Source organism: Pseudarthrobacter naphthalenicus (assembly GCF_029076445.1).
Classification (GTDB): Bacteria; Actinomycetota; Actinomycetes; order Actinomycetales; family Micrococcaceae; genus Arthrobacter; species Arthrobacter naphthalenicus.
This window is the reverse complement of sequence record NZ_JARESG010000019.1, coordinates 55,620-74,561: the sequence shown is the minus strand read 5'-3', so window position 1 is coordinate 74,561 and position 18,942 is coordinate 55,620. Positions and strand designations below refer to the sequence as shown.

20 protein-coding genes and 1 pseudogene are annotated in these 18,942 nt (G+C 66.7%); 17 read left to right on the top strand and 4 right to left on the bottom strand.

All coding sequences use genetic code 11. The features are described from left to right. The first annotated feature begins 153 nt into the window (after positions 1-153). The 9 genes from PY310_RS17010 to PY310_RS16970 all read left to right on the top strand — a co-directional run bounded on the left by PY310_RS17010 (position 154) and on the right by PY310_RS16970 (position 10,312). Complete coding sequence (locus tag PY310_RS17010) at positions 154-1,185, top strand: LacI family DNA-binding transcriptional regulator (protein WP_275215651.1); 1,032 nt, start codon at positions 154-156, stop codon at positions 1,183-1,185. A gap of 69 nt (positions 1,186-1,254) precedes the next feature. Next, positions 1,255-2,499, top strand: coding sequence for a non-homologous end-joining DNA ligase (gene ligD, locus PY310_RS17005; RefSeq protein WP_275215650.1), 1,245 nt, complete (start codon positions 1,255-1,257; stop codon positions 2,497-2,499). Between the two features lie 107 nt (positions 2,500-2,606). After that, positions 2,607-3,191, top strand: a complete 585-nt coding sequence (locus PY310_RS17000) for a DoxX family membrane protein (RefSeq protein ID WP_275215649.1) — start codon at positions 2,607-2,609, stop codon at positions 3,189-3,191. 26 nt (positions 3,192-3,217) lie between these two features. After that, a complete protein-coding gene (locus PY310_RS16995) occupies positions 3,218-4,108 on the top strand; it encodes an oxygenase MpaB family protein (protein ID WP_275215648.1) in 891 nt (296 codons plus the stop codon). Between the two features lie 160 nt (positions 4,109-4,268). Then, positions 4,269-5,702 (top strand): flotillin family protein, encoded by a 1,434-nt coding sequence (locus tag PY310_RS16990; protein ID WP_275215647.1) that lies wholly within the window; start codon positions 4,269-4,271, stop codon positions 5,700-5,702. An 8-nt stretch (positions 5,703-5,710) separates the two neighbouring features. Beyond that, entirely contained in the window at positions 5,711-5,959 is a 249-nt protein-coding gene (locus PY310_RS16985; protein WP_275215646.1) for a hypothetical protein, read from the top strand. Positions 5,960-6,079: 120 nt separating this feature from the next. Further along, positions 6,080-6,721 (top strand): NADPH-dependent F420 reductase, encoded by a 642-nt coding sequence (locus PY310_RS16980; RefSeq protein WP_275215645.1) that lies wholly within the window; start codon positions 6,080-6,082, stop codon positions 6,719-6,721. A 23-nt stretch (positions 6,722-6,744) separates the two neighbouring features. Continuing rightward, positions 6,745-9,447 carry a PEP/pyruvate-binding domain-containing protein gene (locus PY310_RS16975; RefSeq protein ID WP_275215644.1) on the top strand — a complete coding sequence of 901 codons (2,703 nt, stop codon included), beginning with the start codon at positions 6,745-6,747 and terminating at the stop codon, positions 9,445-9,447. 154 nt (positions 9,448-9,601) lie between these two features. After that, a complete protein-coding gene (locus PY310_RS16970) occupies positions 9,602-10,312 on the top strand; it encodes a DUF4397 domain-containing protein (protein WP_275215643.1) in 711 nt (236 codons plus the stop codon). 103 nt (positions 10,313-10,415) lie between these two features. Here the strand turns inward: PY310_RS16970 and PY310_RS16965 are convergent, their stop codons facing one another. Both PY310_RS16965 and PY310_RS16960 read right to left on the bottom strand, forming a co-directional pair. Beyond that, positions 10,416-12,125, bottom strand: coding sequence for an ABC1 kinase family protein (locus tag PY310_RS16965; protein WP_275215642.1), 1,710 nt, complete (start codon positions 12,123-12,125; stop codon positions 10,416-10,418). 5 nt (positions 12,126-12,130) lie between these two features. After that, positions 12,131-12,673: a PadR family transcriptional regulator gene (locus tag PY310_RS16960; protein WP_275215654.1), complete on the bottom strand. Its 543-nt coding sequence runs from the start codon at positions 12,671-12,673 to the stop codon at positions 12,131-12,133. 160 nt (positions 12,674-12,833) lie between these two features. Between PY310_RS16960 and PY310_RS16955 the strand changes: the two genes are divergently transcribed. Continuing rightward, on the top strand, positions 12,834-13,361 hold the full coding sequence (locus tag PY310_RS16955; protein WP_275215641.1) for a DUF427 domain-containing protein: 528 nt from the start codon (positions 12,834-12,836) through the stop codon (positions 13,359-13,361). Positions 13,362-13,404: 43 nt separating this feature from the next. On the opposite strand, the gene PY310_RS16950 is transcribed toward PY310_RS16955, so the two are convergent. Then, positions 13,405-13,821 carry a DUF302 domain-containing protein gene (locus tag PY310_RS16950; protein WP_275215640.1) on the bottom strand — a complete coding sequence of 139 codons (417 nt, stop codon included), beginning with the start codon at positions 13,819-13,821 and terminating at the stop codon, positions 13,405-13,407. Positions 13,822-13,950: 129 nt separating this feature from the next. On the opposite strand from PY310_RS16950, the gene PY310_RS16945 reads away from it, so the two are divergent. Continuing rightward, positions 13,951-15,375 (top strand): IS1380 family transposase, encoded by a 1,425-nt coding sequence (locus tag PY310_RS16945; protein WP_275215639.1) that lies wholly within the window; start codon positions 13,951-13,953, stop codon positions 15,373-15,375. A 225-nt stretch (positions 15,376-15,600) separates the two neighbouring features. On the opposite strand, the gene PY310_RS16940 is transcribed toward PY310_RS16945, so the two are convergent. After that, the gene (locus tag PY310_RS16940; RefSeq protein ID WP_275215638.1) at positions 15,601-15,858 is read right to left on the bottom strand and encodes a metal-sensitive transcriptional regulator; all 258 of its coding nucleotides are present in this window, start codon (positions 15,856-15,858) and stop codon (positions 15,601-15,603) included. Positions 15,859-15,982: 124 nt separating this feature from the next. Here PY310_RS16940 and PY310_RS16935 point away from each other — a divergent pair, with 124 nt between their 5' ends. From PY310_RS16935 to PY310_RS16910, 6 genes and pseudogenes are all read left to right on the top strand, one after another. Beyond that, positions 15,983-16,600, top strand: coding sequence for a rhodanese-like domain-containing protein (locus PY310_RS16935; RefSeq protein WP_275215637.1), 618 nt, complete (start codon positions 15,983-15,985; stop codon positions 16,598-16,600). Then, positions 16,597-17,355, top strand: a complete 759-nt coding sequence (locus tag PY310_RS16930) for a sulfite exporter TauE/SafE family protein (protein ID WP_275215636.1) — start codon at positions 16,597-16,599, stop codon at positions 17,353-17,355. The genes PY310_RS16935 and PY310_RS16930 overlap by 4 nt, the downstream gene beginning before the upstream one ends. Positions 17,356-17,383: 28 nt before the next feature. Continuing rightward, complete coding sequence (locus tag PY310_RS16925; RefSeq protein ID WP_275215635.1) at positions 17,384-17,725, top strand: rhodanese-like domain-containing protein; 342 nt, start codon at positions 17,384-17,386, stop codon at positions 17,723-17,725. Positions 17,726-17,779: 54 nt separating this feature from the next. After that, positions 17,780-18,076: a rhodanese-like domain-containing protein gene (locus PY310_RS16920; RefSeq protein ID WP_275215634.1), complete on the top strand. Its 297-nt coding sequence runs from the start codon at positions 17,780-17,782 to the stop codon at positions 18,074-18,076. A 48-nt stretch (positions 18,077-18,124) separates the two neighbouring features. Beyond that, a pseudogene (gene trxA / locus PY310_RS16915) lies at positions 18,125-18,487 on the top strand (thioredoxin). A gap of 4 nt (positions 18,488-18,491) precedes the next feature. Next, positions 18,492-18,902, top strand: a complete 411-nt coding sequence (locus tag PY310_RS16910; protein WP_275215633.1) for a rhodanese-like domain-containing protein — start codon at positions 18,492-18,494, stop codon at positions 18,900-18,902. The last annotated feature ends 40 nt before the right edge of the window (positions 18,903-18,942 follow it).

Genomic DNA, 18,942 nt, shown 5'->3' with positions numbered 1-18,942 from the left:
CGTCAACAAGGCCTGGAACAACTGAAGAACCGGGGGTTTTTCAATGAGGCAACGAAACCCTCAACCGGAGGTTTTCAGATGAGGCAACGAATAAGTCTTCCCGGAGGTATTGCAATGAGGCAACAGGGGGTTGGTGTTTGGGAGAATGTAGCCATGGCGAAGAGCTCCGGCCCGGCCGGCACCAAGGTCACGATTTACGACATCGCAAAGATTGCCGGCGTCAATCCCTCCACCGTGTCCCGGGCCCTGGGAAAACCGGAACGGGTGAGCGCCAAAACAAGGAAACTCGTGGAGCAGGCGGCCGCGGAGCTCAACTTCAGAGCAAGCCCCCTCGCCCGTTCCCTCCTGACGGGCCGGACCGGCACGGTCGGGCTGATCGTCGCGGACATCACGAACCCCAGCTATTTCGACATGATCCGCGGCGCCCAGGCCGCCGCCGCCGCGAACGGCCTGACGCTGGTGCTCGCCGAATCCGCTGAATCGGCGGCAACGGAGCTGAGGGTTGCCCGGCGGATCCAGCCTTCCACCGACGGCATCATCCTCGCCAGCCCGCGCATGTCCGATCCTGAGATCAGGGCACTGAACGCCACGAAGCCTGTCACCGTCATCAACCGCAGCGTGGCAGGTGTCGACTCGGTAGTCCCCGACGTGGAACCCGGCATCTCCGAAGCGGTCCGCCACCTTGCGTCCGGCGGCCACCGCAGGATCGCCTTCCTGGCCGGCCCGGACACCTCATGGCTTTCGGCCCGCCGCTGGGAATGCCTGCGGTCCGCCTGTGAATGGACAGGGCGCGAGGCCCTGCTCATCCCCACCACGGCACCCACCGCCGAGGGCGGCCGGCGTGCCGCGAGGGACGTGATCGCCTCCGGGGCCACCGCCGGCCTATGCTTCAACGATGTCCTGGCCATCGGGCTGATGCGGGAACTGCAGGCGGCGAAAGTGACCATACCCGACGAGTTCAGCGTGGTGGGCTTCGACAATATTTTCGGCTCCGACTTCACCACCCCGGCCCTGACCACCATCGCCGCGCCGTTCACCGAAGCCGGCGCCACGGCGCTGTCCCTCGTTCTGGCGGCCCTGCCAAACGCGGACGACGGGTCCCCGAACGTGCGCGGTGCGGGCGGTGCGGAACTGCCCACCAGCCTGATTGTGCGCGGTTCCAGCGGCAGGCTGCTTGGTGGCTGACCGCCCGGGCCGCCAGTGACCAGGCCAGGCGGTCTGGTTGGGATATCCGATCGTTGCTAGCGTGGCGTCATGAACCCCTCAAAGACTCCGGCCGAGATCCTCACCATTGCCGGCGCGGAGGTTCGCATCTCCAGTCCGGACAAGGTGGTCTTCCCCGGGCCGGGGCTCACGAAGCTTGACCTGGTCCGTTACTACCTCAAGGTGGCGGACGGTGCGCTGCGCGGGGCGGCCGGCCGGCCGATGGTGCTCAAACGCTTTCCGAAGGGCATTGACAGTGAGCCGTTTTTCCAAAAGCGTGTACCCGAAAACCACCCCGATTTCATCGACACCGCCACCTTGCACTACGCCTCCGGCACCTCGGCCGAAGAGGCCGTGATCCGTGATGCCGCCGGGCTCGCCTGGGTGGTGAATCTGGGCTGCCTGGACCTGAACCCGCACCCGGTGCGCGCCGAGGACCTCGAACACCCCGACGAGCTCCGGGTGGACCTCGATCCGATGCCGGGCGTGGACTGCAACCAGATCGTCGATGTCGCGTATGTCGCGCAGGAGGTGCTCGACGACGTCGGACTCGTGGGGTGGCCGAAAACCAGCGGGTCGCGGGGGCTCCACATCCTGGTGCGGATTGCGCCAACGTGGTCCTACCGGGACGTGCGACTGGCCGCCGAGACCCTCGCGCGCGAGGTGGAGAACCGCGCTCCCGGCCTGGCCACCGCCCGCTGGTGGAAGGAGGAGCGCGGGGAGAGCGTGTTTGTCGACTTCAACCAGAACGCCAAGGACCGCACGGTGGCATCCGCTTACTCCGTGCGGCCGCTGCCCGATGCCAGGGTCTCCACGCCGCTCACCTGGGACGAGGTCCGTTCGGCCCGTCCGGAACAGTTCACCGTTCTCACGGTTCCGGGGCGCTTCGCCGATCTGGGCGACCCGCACGCGGGGATCGACGACGCCGTCGGCTCGCTGGAAGGGCTCCTCGCCCTCGCCAAGGAGCTGGGTCCCGCCGAAAAGCCGCCGCGCGCGGGCGACGGTTCCGGGCGCCGGCAGTCGGTGATGCCGCTGGTCGAAGTGGCCCGTACCAGGACCAAGCCCGAAGCCCTCGCGGCGCTCGACGCGTGGAAGGCCCGGCATGCGGACCTCGTTCCGGGCCTGCATCCGGCCGATGTGCTTATAGACGGGATGCGCGGATCGAGTTCGCTCTGGTACCGGGTGCGGGTCAATCTCCAACACATCCCTGAGACTGAGCGTCCGCCGCAGGAGGAGCTTATTGCCGACTACGACCCGTGGGCCGGCAAGGAATGGCCGGGGCGGCCGGCGTCCTGACCGATCTCTTTGAAGACCTTTGAGCGCGGTGCAGACGCGGACGTAGAATCGTCAGGTCAGGCGGCGCCGCCCGGCGCAGCGGAAAATCATCTCCCATGGAGGACGCCATGAGCCATGAAACCACCAGCTCCACTGCTGCGACCGCCGCCCAGACTGTCTTCCGGGTTGCCCTGGGCGGCGTGCTTATGGCCCACGGGTCGCAGAAGCTCTTCGGCTGGTTCGGCGGCGGCGGCCTCGAAGGCACCAGCAAGGGCATGCACGCCATGGGTTTCCGCCCGGCAAAATCCAGCGCCATCCTCGCCGGCGTTGGAGAAGCCGGGGCCGGGCTGGCCCTTGCCTTGGGGCTGGCGACCCCGGCCGCCGGCGCCGCCGCTACCACCACCATGGCCGTCGCGGCCAGCGTCCATGCGCCCGGCGGATTCTTCGCCACGGAAGGCGGTCTTGAGTACCCGGCGGTGCTGGCCGTGGCGGCTGCAGCGTTCACCCTGGGCGGCCCCGGCGCGTTCTCACTGGACGGGCTCACCGGCCACGTCCTGGACCGGCCTTGGATGCGGGCTGTCGCCTTGGCCACCGTACCGGCGGTGACCGCGGTCCAAATCTATCGGCGTCGTCAGGCCCTGGCAGCTGACGCGGCCGCAGCGGATGCCGGAGCGGCAACACCGGACGCCGGCGCCACAACGCACGAAGGCTGAAAACTCTCGTCACGGAGGTCTCTCTGATGATGCGGCTCCACTCGTCACTGGCGGAGAGCCTGGACAGGCAGCTGGCCCGGGATCCGGAAGACTGGGAGCAGACATTCCGCCAGATGGCGCTGTTTGACCTGGCTGAGGACATCAAGTTCGGCTTCTTCCTTGCCTACTACCGGAACTTCGCCATTCCCTCCGGTGCGGCCACGCTGGTGAGGAACGGGGAAATACCTGCCCGGCCCATGAAGCGGTCCATTGACACCGGACTGGTGATCTACGAACTCATCGCCTGCGGGCTGGACTCCGAACGCGGCCGGCAGATGACGGCACTGCTAAACCGGGTCCACCGGCACGTGCCGGGCAGCCCGGAGGATTTCCTGTACGTGCTCATGACCCTCCTGGTGGTTCCCATCCGGTGGACGGAGCTCCACGGCTGGCGCCAACCGACGCAGACCGAGCGGGACGCCGCAACCCGGTTCTTCCGCGAACTGGGCACGAGAATCCATATTGCGGACATCCCTGTCACCTTCGAGGCGGCGGCGAAGTTCTTCGATGACTACGAACGGCGCCGGGTGGCGCCCAGCAGCGCGGGCAAGACGCTGATGGGCGCCACCGTACAGGTATTTCAAAGCATGCAGCCAAGGCTCCTGCATCCCGTCACCGAACGCATGATCGCCACCATGCTCGACGACGCCCCGCTTGCCGCCGCCCTCGGACTCCCCCGCAGCACCTGGTGGTCACGCGTGGCCCTGGCTGCCGGGCTCGGCCTGCGCAACGCGATCCGGCGCCGCACTCCGCTCAGCACCATTCCGAGCTTCATCCCGGGGCAGGCTGCCCCGCCTGTCTACGCCGAAGGCTATGACCCCGCCGAGATCGGACCGCTCAACATGATGGGTCCGGGCACTGCAACACCACCGGACTAGTCAGCAGCGCTCTGGACTCTTGGCCTGCGCCGACTCAGACTGACTACAACAGCTGCCCCGGCAGGCCGGAACCACCTGCATTTTGGTCTGCCGGGAACGGACAGCTGCAGCTTTGGGCTTTACCGCGGTGCCTGATTCACACCCTTGAAAGGATCTGGTCATGCCGGACTTCTCAGCATTCTTCCCGCTCATCGTTACTATCGTGGGTGTGCTTGTCGCCATCGGCTTTGTGTGGGTGGCAACAAAACTCATGTGGAAGGTGGCCGAACCGAACGAGGCCCTCATCATCTCCGGGCTGACCCGCGGAACGCTTGACACCCGCGCGGGGATGGATTTCAAGATTGTCACGGGGAAGGGTGCCCTGGTCCTTCCGGGCCTCCAGACGGTGCGGACCCTGTCGCTCACCCTGAACGAAACTGAACTCAAAGTATCCTGTGTCACCTCGCAGGGCATCCAGGTGATCGTCGAGGGCGTGGTCATCTACAAGATCGGCGACGCTCCGCCCTTCATTGCCAATGCCGCCCGCCGCTTCCTGGGGCAGCAGCCCAAAATGGAGAGCCAGGTGTACAACGTCTTCGAGGGGCACCTGCGCTCCATCATCGGCAGCATGACCGTGGAGGAGATCATTCGCGAGCGGGACAAGCTCGGCTCGCAGGTCCGCAGCGCCAGCGGCGTGGAGATGGAAAAACTCGGGCTCGTGGTGGACTCGCTGCAGATCAAGGACCTGCAGGATCCCACCGGGTACATCCAGAACATCGCCAAGCCGCACATTGCCCAGGTGAAAATGGAAGCACGCATCGCCGAGGCCACCCGCAACCGCGAAGCGGCCGAGAAGGAAGCAGAGGCGGCAGCCCTGATCGCGGACGCGCAGAGCGTCTCAGCCATCAGGCAGTCGGTGGCGCAGGCCAACGCCGAGCGGGCCAAGGCAAACGCCGCCCAGGCCGGCCCCCTGGCCGACGCCACGGCCCGGCAGCAGGTGGTGGTCCAGGAAACCGAAGTCGCCAAACTCGAGGCAGACCGGGAAGAGCAGAAGCTCCAAACCACCGTCCGGAAACCCGCAGACGCGAAAGCCTACGCCAAACGAACCGACGCGGAAGGCCAGAAAGCGGCGGACATCAGCGCCGCCGAAGCATTGGCCCGGCGCACCGAACTTGAAGCCCAGGCCAACGCCCGCCGCACGGAGCTGCAGGCCCAGGCCAATGCCACCGCTGCGGCTGCCGCAGCCGGAGCCACCAAGGTCACCGGCGAGGCCGAAGCCGCGGCCACCAAGGCCAAGGGAGACGCGGCGGCCTCCGCAATCAAAGCCAAGGCCCTCGCGGAGGCGGACGGCATCAAGGCGCGGGCCGAGGCCTTGGGGACCAACCAGGACGCCGTCATCTCCCAGCAGCTCGCCGAAAACATGCCCGCCATCATCGCCGCAGCCGCCGAGCCGTTCTCGCACGTGGGCCAGATGACCGTCCTGAACGGCGGCGAAGGGATCAACAGGATGCTCGGCGGAATCCTCGCGCAGGCCGGCGACTACCTTCCCGCCCTGGCCTCCGCGCTGAAGAAGGGCCCGGACACCAAGCACCCACCCGCCTCGCCCGAGGCCTAGGAGCCGGGATGCACAGGAATGTTGACCGGAGCCTGACAGGCAAAATCGGCCGGGTGACCGGGCGCATCGGACCGGACACCATCGGCGAGGTCATGCTCCCCTACCTCGGCGGCACCATGGCCTTCCACGCCCACCCCTTCGACAAGACCAGCGGCTTCCAGGTGGGCGACCAGGTGCTGGTGATTTACTACGAGCCGCCACAGACCGTCTTCGTGGACGAGCTGCCGGACGTCCTGAGACACGGCAGCGAGGCATGAAGCAACGGCTGCCGGAACGAAGGCGACCGGTATCCGGGGCTTTCGTCCCTGTTGCACCGGCACCCTGTGCAGGTCTACTGGATGAGACAAGGACCACGGCATTTTCGGCAAGGGATGATCATGACCAACATCAGCATTCTCGGCAGCGGACACATGGCCCGGGCACTCGCGAAAGCAATGCTGAGGGGAAACAACCCCGTCCAGATTCTGGGGCGGGACGGACCCAAAACCCGCGACCTGGTGGAGAGCCTCGGGCCCGGCGCTACTGGCGGCGTCATCGGGGCCGGCATTACCGGGGCCATCGTTTTCCTGGCCATGCCGCACAAGGACGTGCACAACGCCATCCTGGAAGCCGGGGACTCACTGGAAGGCCGGGTGGTGGTGGACATCAGCAACCCCGTGGACGTATCAACCTTCGACCGGCTCACCACCGAACCGGGCACGTCCGCCGCCGAAGAAACAGCCCGCCTCCTCGAAGGGCGTGCAGATGTCGTCAAGGCGTTCAATACGACCTTCGCCGCCACCCTGGAGGACGGACAAGTCGGCGGGCAGCACCTGGACGTCTTCATAGCCGGCGACTCGGAGCAGGCCAAGGAGAAGGTCAGCGCCGTCGCAGCCGCCGCGGGGCTCCGGCCCATCGACGTCGGGCCGCTCCGGCGGGCACGCGAACTTGAAGCCATCATGCTGGTGGTCATGGGCCTGCAGGTCAGCCCCGAGCATCAACACTTCAACTGGGACACGGCGCTCCGGATCTTCCCGTAGCCAGGATCTGAAGGCCTGGGCACATGGATTCCGTGAGCCTTGATCCGGAGCGGGACGCCGGCGAGGCAGAGCTCATCATTGACCTCAGCCGGCCGTCGCCCGCAGCACTGGACGCAGTGGGCGGCAAGGCCCTCAACCTCGGCCTCCTCACCACTGCGGATTTCCCGGTACCGCCGGGTTTCTGCCTGACCACCGCCGGCTACCGGAAGGCCGCTCCCGCGGAAATAGATGCCCTCGCGGCCCAGCTGGACGGACGCGGCAGCCTTGACGGCGCTCGCGGACTGCGGGACGGCGCTCCCGGACTAACGGACGCGGACCGGAACGAGCTCGCGCGGCGCGGCCGTGAACTGATGGCGGCGGCGCCGGTGCCGCCCGAGGTTGAGGCCGCCCTCCGCGGCGCCTATGCCGCGATGGGCGGCGGGCCGGTGGCCGTTCGTTCCTCCGCCACTGCCGAAGACCTGCCCTTTGCCAGCTTCGCGGGGCAGCAGGACTCCTTTATGGACGTCTCCGGGGCCGACGCCGTAGTGGCGGCGGTCCGGCAGTGTTGGGCCTCTCTATGGACCGACCGGGCGGTGGCGTACCGGACAGCGAACGGGATCAGCCATCGCGGGGTGGGCCTCGCCGTCGTCGTTCAACGCATGGTCCAGGCCGCCACGGCCGGCGTGCTCTTCACCGCCAATCCGGTGACCGGGACGCGGACCGAAACGGTTATCGATGCCAGTTCCGGGCCGGGACAGGCGGTGGTTTCCGGCGCTGTGAACCCGGACCATTTTGTGCTCGAGACAGCCTCCGGCCGGGTTTTGCGGCAACCACCGGGCCGGCCGCCCGGCCTGAGCGGGAAGCAACTTCGCGAACTGGCTTCCCGCGGTGCCGCCGCCCAGCGGCTGCTGGGTGCACCGCAGGACCTGGAATGGGTGATCGACCGGGCCGGCAAGGCCTGGCTGACCCAGTCGCGGCCCATCACCACGCTCTACCCGCTCCCGGACGACGACCCGTTCACGGGACAGACCGCCGCTGACGGCGGAGCCTCCGGGGATGCGCGCATCTACCTGTGCGGCACGCTGCTCCAGGGCCTCACACGCCCCATCACGCCGATGGGGCTCTCCGTCCTGGCACTCATGAGGGGCGACAGCGGGCCATGGAATTACGTCAACCCGGGCCTTCGGATGTACGTGGAGCTGACACCCCTCATCCGTAACAAAAACGGCCGCAAAGCGCTCTTGAAAACGCTCCCCCTTGCCGACGGCAGGTCGGCTGCCGTCCTCCCTGTGCTCCTGGCGGATCCGCGGTTCAGCATCATCAGCCGTTCCCGGCACAAGGCCGGCGGCACGGGACGCACTCCCCGGGCCACAACGCAATCCAAACGCGCCGGCGCCGCGCAGAGCCTGGGCCAGTTCTCCGCTTTGCTTCCCCCCATGGTCCGCGCGCTGCTGTGGCCGGAGCGCGAACTGCGGAGGGTGCAGCGCTACCAGGACCGGCTCGCGGCCACCCTGGTCCTCCCCCTGCCCGCCTACGCGGCCACGCGGCTCCAGCACGCGGAGGACCTTCTGGCCTCCTCCATCAACGGGTTGATCCAGGCCACCCTCCCGGCGCCGTCCGTGGGGTACCTGACGCTGGCTGCGGCCCGCAGGCTGCTGCGCGGAACTGCCAAGCCGCGTGAACTCGAGGCTGTGCTCCGCGGACTGCCGCACAATGTGACCACCATGATGGACCTGGAGCTGTGGCAGCTGGCCGTGTCCTTGGGCGGTGATCCGGAAGCGCGCCGCGCATTTACGGAGCTGCCGCCTGCGGAGCTGGCTTCCCGCTACCACCGGGGCGAACTTCCCGCGCCCGCCCAGGCCGGGCTCCGGCAGTTCCTGTCCACGTACGGTCACCGGGCCGTGGCGGAGATCGATCTGGGAATGCCCCGGTGGTTCGAGGAGCCGGACCACATCCTGGGAATGATTTCGAACTATCTGCGCGTGGACGATCCCGAGCAGGCCCCGGACCGGCAATTCACCAGGGCATCAGAGCATGCGGAGGCCCGGATCAGCGAACTGGTGGCGCGGGCAGGGGCCAGGAGCCGGCTGCGGGCGCGGCTGGTCTCGGTCTGCCTGCGGCGGACACGGCAACTCGCCGGCCTCCGGGAACTGCCCAAGTTCTGCATTGTGATGGTGCTCGCCGAGATGCACCGGCAGCTCACCGCCGTGGGCGTGGAACTCGTGAAGAACGGAACCATCGACGACGCCGGTGACGTGTTCTTCCTGGACTTCACCGAACTGCGCATAGGCCTTCGCGGTGCGGACCTCAAGGGAATCGTCTCCCGGCGCCGTCGGCTCTACACCTCCGAGCTCCGGCGGCGGCACATCCCACGCCTTCTGCTCTCGGACGGCACCGATGTCGAGGCCGCGGCGGGCCCCGGACTGTCCGCCGGAGACCAGCTGACGGGGACGCCGGCTTCGGCCGGCACCGCCAGCGGCAAGGTCAGGGTGATCATGGATCCCGTCGGCGCCCACCTGGAACCCGGGGAAATTCTTGTGGCACCCTCCACTGACCCCGGCTGGACGCCGCTGTTCATGACGGCAGGCGCCCTGGTGATGGAGATGGGCGGCGTCATTTCGCACGGGGCTGTGGTGGCCCGCGAGTACGGCATCCCGGCAGTGGTGGGTGTTGCGGAGGCCACCACGCGGCTGCGGGATGGCCAGGACATCACGGTGGACGGGGCTGCCGGAACTGTCCGGTGGTGAACCTGCGGGCGGACTGACCAGGCAGAATATCCACTCCTGCGGCGGCTTACAGAATCTTCTCCCGGGGGGTGCATCCAAGCCCGGTGTCGGGGCGGTAGTAAGGGTGTCAGCACACCCGAGCCCTCAACGGGCCCTCCCTCCAAAGGAGTTGGAAATGCGCAAAAATATCTATGCCACGGCCGGAGCAGTGACGCTGTTGGCAGCACTCGCCGTCGCCTCCCCGGCCCAGGCCGCCAACGGTCATCACCGGGGCGACGATGCCACAGCCAAACTGTCCGTTCTCCACGGCGTCCCCGGACTGACAGTGGATGTGTGGCTGGACGGCAAGCTCACGTTGGACAACTTCAAGCCCGGCACTTTGGCCGGTCCGTTGACCGTCCCTGACGGGGACCACCGGATCGCCATCACCGGGGCCGATGCCAAGAGCGCCGATGAGGCCGTGATCGGCCCGGTCACAGTGGACCTGGAAGACGGACTGGACTACACAGCGGTGGCACACCTGGACGCTGACGGCTCACCCACGGCCACGCTCTTCACCAACGACACGTCGCCGAGCCCGGATGGACAGGGCAAACTGACGGTCCGGCATGTCGCTGCGGCTCCTGACGTCGACGTGCTGGCCGGCGGGACCGCCGTCATCGAGGGACTCACCAACCCGAACGAGGAGGTACTTACCCTCGACGCAGGAACAGTTTCCGCCTCGGTGGCAGCGGCGGGCACCACTGCCCCGCTGATCGGCCCCGCGGACATCAAGGTTACCGAGGGCAAGAACACCATCGTGTATGCCTGGGGAAGCCTGGCCCGGAATACTCTGGGGGTCGCCGTACAAACAGTGGATTCCTCCTCGTGCGGCCGTGAGCACTAGCTGTCCCGCATCTTCCCGTCACGACATCACCGGTGGGGCCGCGGCCAGCGCGGCCCCACCGGCGTGCGCGAGGACGTGGCACGGATCCGGGCCGCCATCTCCGTCACAGGCCGCGGCGCCCCACCCATAGACCCTGCAGCAGGGGAACCGCCGAGGCAATCATCAGGACGTTGCCGAGCACCGGGTCCGCAGCCCGGACCAAGGACCCCGCGACGAGCAGGCCGCCGAACACCAGCGCCGATGCCAAGCGATGCATGGTGCGGTTGAGCCGTGCCACCTGCCGTTCGAGGCGCGGGTTGGCGACCGAGAGCGACCCGTCCTCGATCCGGGTGACGAGCCCGTCCAGTCGCTTCGGCAGCCGCAGGGCAACGCCGAGGGTCTCGAGCCCCTGCTGTGCCAGGTCCTGCACCACGTTGCCGCGCTCGTTGCGCAGCAGCTGCGCTGCATAGGGTTCAACGGAGTCCCACAGATTGAATCGTGCGTCCAGGGAGCTGCACACCCCCGATGTCAGTGACATTGCACGGATGATGAGCAGGAAGTTCTCAGGCAGCTGGAACGGCAACGAGCGGACGAGGTCACCGAACTCCGCCGCAAACTCAACGAACTCCCTCGGGTCCACCTCACGCAGCTCGGCAAAGCCCATTCCGCCGAACCTGGCGAACAGTTGGGTCATGGCGCGCTCAAGCTCTGCCGTGTCCGCCGATGGCAACAGCACGCCCACATCGCTGATCGCGGCCACCAGGCCTTTGCCGTCGCGGGAGGCGGCTGCAACCAGCAGCTTCCGCAGGCCGGTGCGGGTCCGGCCCGGCACCTCACCCATCATGCCGAAGTCGATGAACGTCAGCTTCCACGGGCGTTCCGCGGCTGAAGGGCTGCCCGGGGTGACGAAGATGTTCCCAGGATGCGGATCGGCGTGAAAAAAGCCCTCGGTGAACAGCTGGTCAAACATCACAGCTGCAAATACGGGGGCGACCTTCGCCGGATCGATTCCGGCTGCAACAAGTGCCGGTAAGTCCGTGATCTTGATCGCGGTGACATCTTCGAGGGTGAGCACGCGCCGGGTGGTCCGTTCCCAGACCACCGCGGGCACAGTGACCCTGCGGTCACCGGTGAAGTCCGCCGCGAAGCGCTCCGCATTGACTGCTTCGTGCATGTAGTCAATCTCCGCGAGGCTGATCTGGGCAAATTCCTCCACCAGGGCGGGCATGTCGGCACGGTTGGCCACCAGGCGCACGTGGCTGAGCCAGCCGCCAACCTTGCGAAGTGCCGCCAGGTCGACGTCGACAATCGCGTCGATGCCCGGGCGCTGCACTTTCAGCACCACGCTCCGCAGCCCGGCATCCGCGGCGTTGGCGGCCGAAAGGTGCGCCCGGTGTGCCTGCCCGAGGGAGGCGGCGGCGATGGGCGTTTCCTCAACCCAGGCGAAGATCCGGCTCAACGGCGCCCCCAGCTCCGCCTCGGCAAGGGCGCGGATCGCGGCGAACGGCACGGGAGGCACCTCGTCCTGCAGTCCCTCAAGTTCCTTGGTGATCTCGGGCGGGAGCACATCGAGCCTGGACGACAGGAACTGACCAACCTTGATCATCAGGCCGCCCAGGTCCACGGCAAGCGCGCGGAACCGCTCCGCAAACAGCCGCATCCGCCTGGCCCTGGTGCGCTCTGCAACCCTGACCAGTCCGAGCCTGGGGAGCACCAGCTCAAACCACCACGTCACCGCAAGATGCCGCGCGGCAAAGCGCAGGATGCGGCGATAGCGGGCACGGTTGTTCACGCCGGGTACCGGGTCTGCCCGGTCCCGGCGAGCTGACGTCACCCTCTTCAGTCCTGGGCGAGGATGGAGTACAGCCGACGACGTGCCTCGTCAAGCACCTTCACGGCGTCCTGCACCTGCTTCGGCGAGCCCGTGCGGCCCACCTGGGCCGCGGCCTGGGCGAGCTCAATGCCGGCTTTGGGCAGCGCAGCAAACCCCGCTGTGGGCGCCGCACCGCTTTCCTCCCAGATCGCGGACGCGTCGGCGCCCGCCACTTCTTCCCGGCCCGCTTCGGTCAGCGAATAAATCTTGCGGCCGTTGGATTCCTCCGCACTGATGAATCCTTCGTCCACCAACAACTGCAGCGTTGGGTACACTGATCCGGCGCTCGGCTTCCAGCTGCCGCCGCTGCGCTCCTCGATTTCACCGATCATTTGGTAGCCGTGCATCGGCCGCTCGGCGAGCAGTGCCAAAATCGCCGAGCGCACCTCCCCCCGGCCCGCGCGGGTGCCCGCGCGTTTCTCGAACTTGGAGCGCAGCTCCTCAACGGCCTGCCACATGCCTTCAATGTTGGGGCCGCCAAATCCGCCCGCCGGGTACGAATTACGCATCATGCTCTCCTCTGCACGTCGCGAACGATAGTCAACGATACATCCGATGTTCGCCGGACCAACAGGGGCATCCGCCCGGAAGGGGAACCATGCGCAGGTGCTCCCGGAAGCCTTGGCAGCGAGTGCAGCCGCAGCAGGCAGAAGATGACAGCATGGAGGCATGACTCCTGCTCACGGATCCTCCCGCCCGTTCCGTCGCCCCCGGCCCATTAAGCCCGGGGCGGGTCAGGAATCGGTATGGGACTACCCGCGGCCCCCACGGGTTGAGCCGCGCTCCGAACGGGTCATCGTGCGGTTTGGCGGCCAGATCATTGCCGACACCACCAGTGCACTTCGCGTCCTGGAGACCAGCCACCCGCCGGTCTACTACCTACCGCTGTCCTCATTCCCTACAGGTGTACTGGTCCCGGTCGAAGGAACAAGTTACTGCGAATTCAAGGGAGTGGCGCACTATTTTGACGTCGTTGCGGGCGGAGCTCTCGCTCCCCGCGCGGGCTGGACCTACCCCGAACCCACGCCGGGCTTCGAAGCGCTCAGGAGCCACATAGCCCTCTATCCGGGCCGGATGGACTCCTGCGAAATCGATGGTGAGCGCGTAACTTTCCAGGAGGGCGACTTCTACGGCGGTTGGATCACCACACAGATTGTCGGCCCGTTCAAGGGTGGTCCCGGTACTGCCGGGTGGTGAGGCCCGGCAGTGCCGGTGGAACTTACGGCAGTGCCGGTGAAACTTACGCCGTTGCCCCGCCGAGGCTGGCAAGGGCCTTCCGAAGGCGTGTTCCGGCGTCGTCGGCCACTTCCTTGACGGCAGGGGCCCCGCTGAGCTGGACCATGGCCTGCGGATCGATGGCCTCCACGGTGGTGGCCTCGGCGTCCCGGTTCCGGCGCACCACTACGTTGCATGGGAGCAGTGCACCCATCTCGGGTTCAGCCGCGAGGGCCCGGCTGGCAAGAGAGGGGTTGCAGGCACCCAGGATGACGTAATCCCCGACGGCGTCTGCGGCGTCGGCGCCCAGCTTGGCTTCGAAAGTGGACCGGATATTGATTTCCGTCAGGATGCCGAACCCCTGCGCGGCAAGGGCCTCCCGGGTGCGCTCCAGGGCTTCCGCCCAGGGAAGGGACACGGTGGTGGCCAGGGTGTACGTCATAACGCTCCTCGAGTTAGCCCGGGGTTTTCACGGGGCGCCGGGCGTGTTTAATCAGGGAAAGGGTGCTCTGAACTGGGAAAATAGTGGTTGTCGAGACCGTTATTTGCCGAGCGAGGGAGCACCCTTTCGATGCAAAAGTATAGTCGCATCTTCCCGTCCGTGCCGGTCAGTTTCACCGGCCAGTCGCTGATCTCCCACGCCGGGGTTTCGGTGCTCACAGGCTTCATGGACGCGCTGGGATTCGGCCGCCTCTGCGAAGACCGGCTTGGCCAGTTTGTTCCTTCCGGCGCGAAGCACCGGCCCGGCCGGCTGGTGGGTTCCCTGGCCGCGATGCTCGCTGCCGGAGGTGAACACGCATCGGATCTGGACATCCTGCGGTCCTCACCCGGAGCCTTCGGTCAGCTGCCCTCGAACGCAACCGTGTCCCGGTTCTTCGAACGCACCGTGGCGAACCCGGAACTGTTCGGCTACGGGTTTGAAACCCTCACCAGGGAACTGCGCACCCGGGCCTGGAACGCCGCCGGGAACCGGAACCCTGCCCTGACCGCAACAGCCTTGGACCCGCTGATCATCGACATCGACGCGACCCTGGTGACCTCGCACTCGGACAAGGAAAACGTCGCCGGCACCTACAAAGGCGGATACGGATTCGCCCCGTTCATCGCTTCCTGTGATTACGGCACCGGGCATGGTTCCGGGGAAATCCTCGCGGCCGTGCTGCGGCCAGGGAACGCCGGGGCGAACAGCGCCGAGGACCATATCCGGGTTTTCCACACCGCTGCCGCCCAACTGCCCGAGAGCTTCTACGACGGAGCCGGGTCCCTGGTCGGGGAGAAAGTCCTGGTCCGCACCGACAGTGCCGGGGCGTCGCGGAAGTTCCTCTGGCACCTGCACAGCCTGGGCGTGCAGTTTTCAACCAGCTACACCCTGCCGTTCGGCAAGGCCCACATGGTCGACTGGATCAGCGACAAACAGTACTGGCAGCCGGCCCTGGACCAGACCGGGAACGACCGGACCGATGCGTGGGTCATCAACGCCACCGACGTCATCCCGCTCACCGATTACCCGCCGGGCACCAAACTGTTCCTACGCGCCGAGCCCTTGCATCCCGGCGCGCAGCCGACCCTGCTCGATGCCGACGGGCACCGGATCACCGCGTTCCTGACCAACTCACCCCGCTGGCACGGACCGTTCCTGGACGCCAGGCACCGGGCCAGGGGCCGGTGTGAGAACCGGATCAAAACCCTGAAAAACACCGGCCTGGGCAAGCTGCCATTCTTTGATTTCGCCGCGAACCAGGCCTGGGCCAACATCGCCGCCCTCGCCTTCAACCTTGTCTCCTGGATCCAGCTCACCGCCCTCCCGGACGGCCATCACGCCACAGCGTGGGACATCAAACGCTGGCGATACCGGCTCTTCTCCACTGCCGGGAAAATCATCACCCGCGCCCGCCGCACCCAGCTCCTGCTCCCGGAATCAGCGCCGGAAAAGGACCTCCTGAAACTGCTTCTGGCCAATACCGGCCGTCTCAGACCGTTGCTGTCCTCGGGCTGAGACGACCCTCATCCCGTCCCGACGAACAGCTCCATCAACCGGCAGTGGAACCGGCGCCAACCCCAAGACGAACCAACGGGCCACACCTCACTGCCCGAAACAGAAAACAACCGCCGGCCGCACGCGGGCCCGAACTCAGCAGGCATCACCGGCCATCATGAAAAATCGGGGTTAGTTCGAATATCCGCTGTTCGGCGGCACGATGTGATCGGTGTAGTGGAACGGTCAGGCTAAGGAAAGGAAGAGCTTTTCCAAGTCTTTCGTACCCATACTTGCATCCTTTTGAATGATGCACTGTTCCAATCCGGTGGCAATGATCGCAAAACCCGCCTTATCCAGGGCCTTGGAGACGGCGGCGAGCTGGGTGACGATGTCCTTGCAGTCGCGGCCTTCCTCGAGCATCCGGGTGACGGCGGCGAGCTGGCCCTGGGCTCGCTTGAGGCGGTTGATGACGGGGGTGAGTTCGCTTGGGTTCAGTTCCATGAGAGGGCTCTCCGTTGATGGGTGATGCGACTCAATATATACCCCCATGGGTGTTTTGACTACCCCTGGGGGTATCTGTAATACTCGGTGAGGTATTCAACCGTCCCCTCCCGAGAGGCCATCAATGACTTCCCCTTCCAAATCAACCGCCGTGACCGCACTTGCCCCGGAGACCCTTCGGTCCTGGTTCACCGAGCACCAGGACCTCGTGGTGATCGATGTGCGCTCGGCCGCAGAATTTGAATCCATGCACATCCGCGGTTCATACAACGTCCCGCTGCCGCTGCTCTCCGAGCACACCGACGAACTGGCCGCCCGGCTGGGTTCCCGCGTGGTTCTGGTCTGCCAGTCCGGCGTGCGCGCCGAACAGGCCCGCCAGCGGATGACGGCAGTCGGAATCGACACCGCCCACGTCCTGACCGGCGGCGTCCCCGGTTTCGCCGCAGCCGGCGGCGACGTCGTCATCGGCAAGGACCGCTGGGACCTGGAGCGCCAGGTCCGCCTGGCTGCCGGTTCCCTGGTGATGGTGGGCCTGGTGGGAGGCAAGTTCCTCTCCCCCAAGGTCCGCATGCTGGCCGGAGCCATTGGCACCGGCCTGACGTTCTCCGCCGCGACCAACACCTGCGCCATGGGCAAGGCCCTCTCGGCCATGCCGTGGAATAAGGCTGCCAAGGAGCCCACCCGCGAAAGCGCCATCCTGCAGCTTCCCGTTCCGGCAGCTGCCGAGGACGCCGCGGCATGATTCCGGCCCTGGGTCTGGGGCTCGTCGTTGGCATCGTCCTGGGAGTGGTGGGCGGCGGCGGGTCCATCATCGCCGTCCCCGCCCTGGTGTACGGAGTGGGCCTGAGCCCCGCCCAGGCCATTCCCACATCACTGCTGGTGGTGGGAATCTCCTCGCTCGCCGCCCTGCTCCCCCGGATCCGGGCCGGCCTGAACTGGCCTGTGATCGCACTGGTCGGGGGCGCCGGGATCCCGGCGGCCTGGGGCGGCGCGGCCGTGGGCAAGCTGCTGGACCCGAACATCCTGATGCTGGCCTTCGCCCTCATCATGGTGGCTGCGGGCATCCGGATGCTCAGCAAACCGCGCGAAAGCGAAGGGTCCTGCAGCACCGGGCCGAACCGTGCATTCCGGTCCTGCGCCCCAAAAGCCGTGGCCGTTGGACTGCTTGTCGGGTTCCTCACCGGGCTCCTCGGCGTGGGCGGAGGCTTCCTCATCACCCCGGCCCTGACCATCCTCCTGGGCTTGCGCATGAAGCAGGCCGTTGGAACATCACTGGCGATCATCGTGGTCAACTCCGCCGCAGGGTTCAGCGCGCATGCGGCCGGCTACACGATCGACTGGGCCACCACCCTGTCGTTTGCCATTCCGGCCATCGTGGGATCCCTCGTTGCGGCGCGGCTTGCCCGCCACCTGCACGACAAACACATCCGCATCTCATTTGCGGTACTCATCTTCGCCGTCGCGGCCTGGGTCACCGCCGGCACCATCACCGCCTAACCCGACCCATTCCCGAAGGAGAACCACCATGGGACTGATCGATTCCCTCAAGAAGGCCTTCAGCAAGCCCTACAAGACGATCTCGGTGGCGCAGGCCAAGGACCTCCTGGGTTCCGGCGCCACGCTCATCGACGTCAGGTCAGCCCAGGAATGGCGGACCGGCCGGGCACCGCAGGCCAAGCATGTCCCCCTGGACAGGCTGCAGGCCAGCACCGCCGGCATCCAAAAAACCCGGCCCGTGATCGCCGTCTGCGCCTCCGGCGTCCGCTCTGCCTCAGCAGCCCGGCTCCTCGCGGCCAAAGGCTACGACGCCTACTCGGTGCGAGGCGGCATGGCAGCCTGGCGCCAGGCCGGCGAACCCGTCCGCTAGCCGCATCACCGCATTCATACACCAAGCCACAAACCACTTCGAAGGAGAACCACAATGGCTGAAATCACCATCACCGAAACCGACCAGCGCCGCTCTACCGCCCGCATCCTCGATGTCCGGGAGGACTTCGAGGTCGAGGAAGGCATGATCCCCGGCGCCCTGCACATCCCTATGGGCCAGCTGCAGGCCCGCCTGGGCGAGCTGGACCCCGCCGTTCCCGTGATCGCCGTATGCCGCAGCGGCAACCGGAGCGCCGCCGTCGCCGATGCGCTGAACGGCGCGGGCTACACAGCGGACACCATAACCGGCGGAATGACCGCCTGGACCCGCGCCGGGCTCCCCACCACCTAGGCCCTGCCGCAACACACCCCCAGCCCAACTGAAAGGACACGACAGATCATGGCAACCATGGACATCACCGAGCAATCCTTCGCCCAGACCCTGGAGGACAACAGCATCGTCCTTGTCGACTTCTGGGCAGCCTGGTGCGGCCCCTGCCGCATGTTCGCCCCCACCTACGGCGCCGCTGCCGAACGCCACCCGGACATCATCTTTGCCAAGGTGGACACCGAGGCCGAACAGGCCCTCGCCGCCGCAGCGAACATCACCTCCATCCCCACTCTGATGGCGTTCAAGGACAAGACACTGGTCTTCTCATAGCCCGGAGCGCTCAACGCCGCCGGCCTCGAGGAGGTCATCCAGTCCGTCAGGAACCTGGACATGGACAAACTCCGCGCCGAAGCCGGACACCAGCACGCCTGACATCATGAGGGACCAGCACGCGTTCCGCACCGTCATGCCGGACGAACTCGCCAAAGTGTGGCCACGCGCCACACTGGTGGACGTCCGGAGCCGGGAGGAGCATGCCACCGCCCATGTTCCGGGGAGCCTGAACATTCCCCTGGATGAACTGTCCTCCCGGCTCGCGGACCTGCCCCACGGCACGATCTACCTGCTGTGCGGGTCCGGCAAACGCAGCAGCCAGGCCGCCCGGCTCCTCACAGACCGCGGATACACCGCGGTCAACGTCGCCGGCGGAATCACCGAGTGGTACCGGGCAGGGCACCCTGTCACCTACCGCCAGGCTCCTGAACACCAGCCCGGCCAGCACTCCGGCCATACGCCAGGGCGCCTGCGCAAACTCCTGAAAAGGCTGTCCAGCAGGAAATCCGCCTAGGCCCCGATCCGCTTGCGTGATACCCCCCGGGGTATCTATA

Excerpts from the sequence above, each read along its gene's own strand:
- PY310_RS17010 (WP_275215651.1), top strand. The coding sequence starts at position 154 with ATGGCGAAGAGCTCCGGCCCGGCCGGCACCAAGGTCACGATTTACGAC.
- ligD (WP_275215650.1), top strand. The coding sequence starts at position 1,255 with ATGAACCCCTCAAAGACTCCGGCCGAGATCCTCACCATTGCCGGCGCG.
- PY310_RS17000 (WP_275215649.1), top strand. The coding sequence starts at position 2,607 with ATGAGCCATGAAACCACCAGCTCCACTGCTGCGACCGCCGCCCAGACT.
- PY310_RS16995 (WP_275215648.1), top strand. The coding sequence starts at position 3,218 with ATGATGCGGCTCCACTCGTCACTGGCGGAGAGCCTGGACAGGCAGCTG.
- PY310_RS16990 (WP_275215647.1), top strand. The coding sequence starts at position 4,269 with ATGCCGGACTTCTCAGCATTCTTCCCGCTCATCGTTACTATCGTGGGT.
- PY310_RS16985 (WP_275215646.1), top strand. The coding sequence starts at position 5,711 with ATGCACAGGAATGTTGACCGGAGCCTGACAGGCAAAATCGGCCGGGTG.
- PY310_RS16980 (WP_275215645.1), top strand. The coding sequence starts at position 6,080 with ATGACCAACATCAGCATTCTCGGCAGCGGACACATGGCCCGGGCACTC.
- PY310_RS16975 (WP_275215644.1), top strand. The coding sequence starts at position 6,745 with ATGGATTCCGTGAGCCTTGATCCGGAGCGGGACGCCGGCGAGGCAGAG.
- PY310_RS16970 (WP_275215643.1), top strand. The coding sequence starts at position 9,602 with ATGCGCAAAAATATCTATGCCACGGCCGGAGCAGTGACGCTGTTGGCA.
- PY310_RS16960 (WP_275215654.1), bottom strand. The coding sequence starts at position 12,673 with ATGCGTAATTCGTACCCGGCGGGCGGATTTGGCGGCCCCAACATTGAA.
- PY310_RS16955 (WP_275215641.1), top strand. The coding sequence starts at position 12,834 with ATGACTCCTGCTCACGGATCCTCCCGCCCGTTCCGTCGCCCCCGGCCC.
- PY310_RS16950 (WP_275215640.1), bottom strand. The coding sequence starts at position 13,821 with ATGACGTACACCCTGGCCACCACCGTGTCCCTTCCCTGGGCGGAAGCC.
- PY310_RS16945 (WP_275215639.1), top strand. The coding sequence starts at position 13,951 with ATGCAAAAGTATAGTCGCATCTTCCCGTCCGTGCCGGTCAGTTTCACC.
- PY310_RS16940 (WP_275215638.1), bottom strand. The coding sequence starts at position 15,858 with ATGGAACTGAACCCAAGCGAACTCACCCCCGTCATCAACCGCCTCAAG.
- PY310_RS16935 (WP_275215637.1), top strand. The coding sequence starts at position 15,983 with ATGACTTCCCCTTCCAAATCAACCGCCGTGACCGCACTTGCCCCGGAG.
- PY310_RS16930 (WP_275215636.1), top strand. The coding sequence starts at position 16,597 with ATGATTCCGGCCCTGGGTCTGGGGCTCGTCGTTGGCATCGTCCTGGGA.
- PY310_RS16925 (WP_275215635.1), top strand. The coding sequence starts at position 17,384 with ATGGGACTGATCGATTCCCTCAAGAAGGCCTTCAGCAAGCCCTACAAG.
- PY310_RS16920 (WP_275215634.1), top strand. The coding sequence starts at position 17,780 with ATGGCTGAAATCACCATCACCGAAACCGACCAGCGCCGCTCTACCGCC.
- PY310_RS16910 (WP_275215633.1), top strand. The coding sequence starts at position 18,492 with ATGAGGGACCAGCACGCGTTCCGCACCGTCATGCCGGACGAACTCGCC.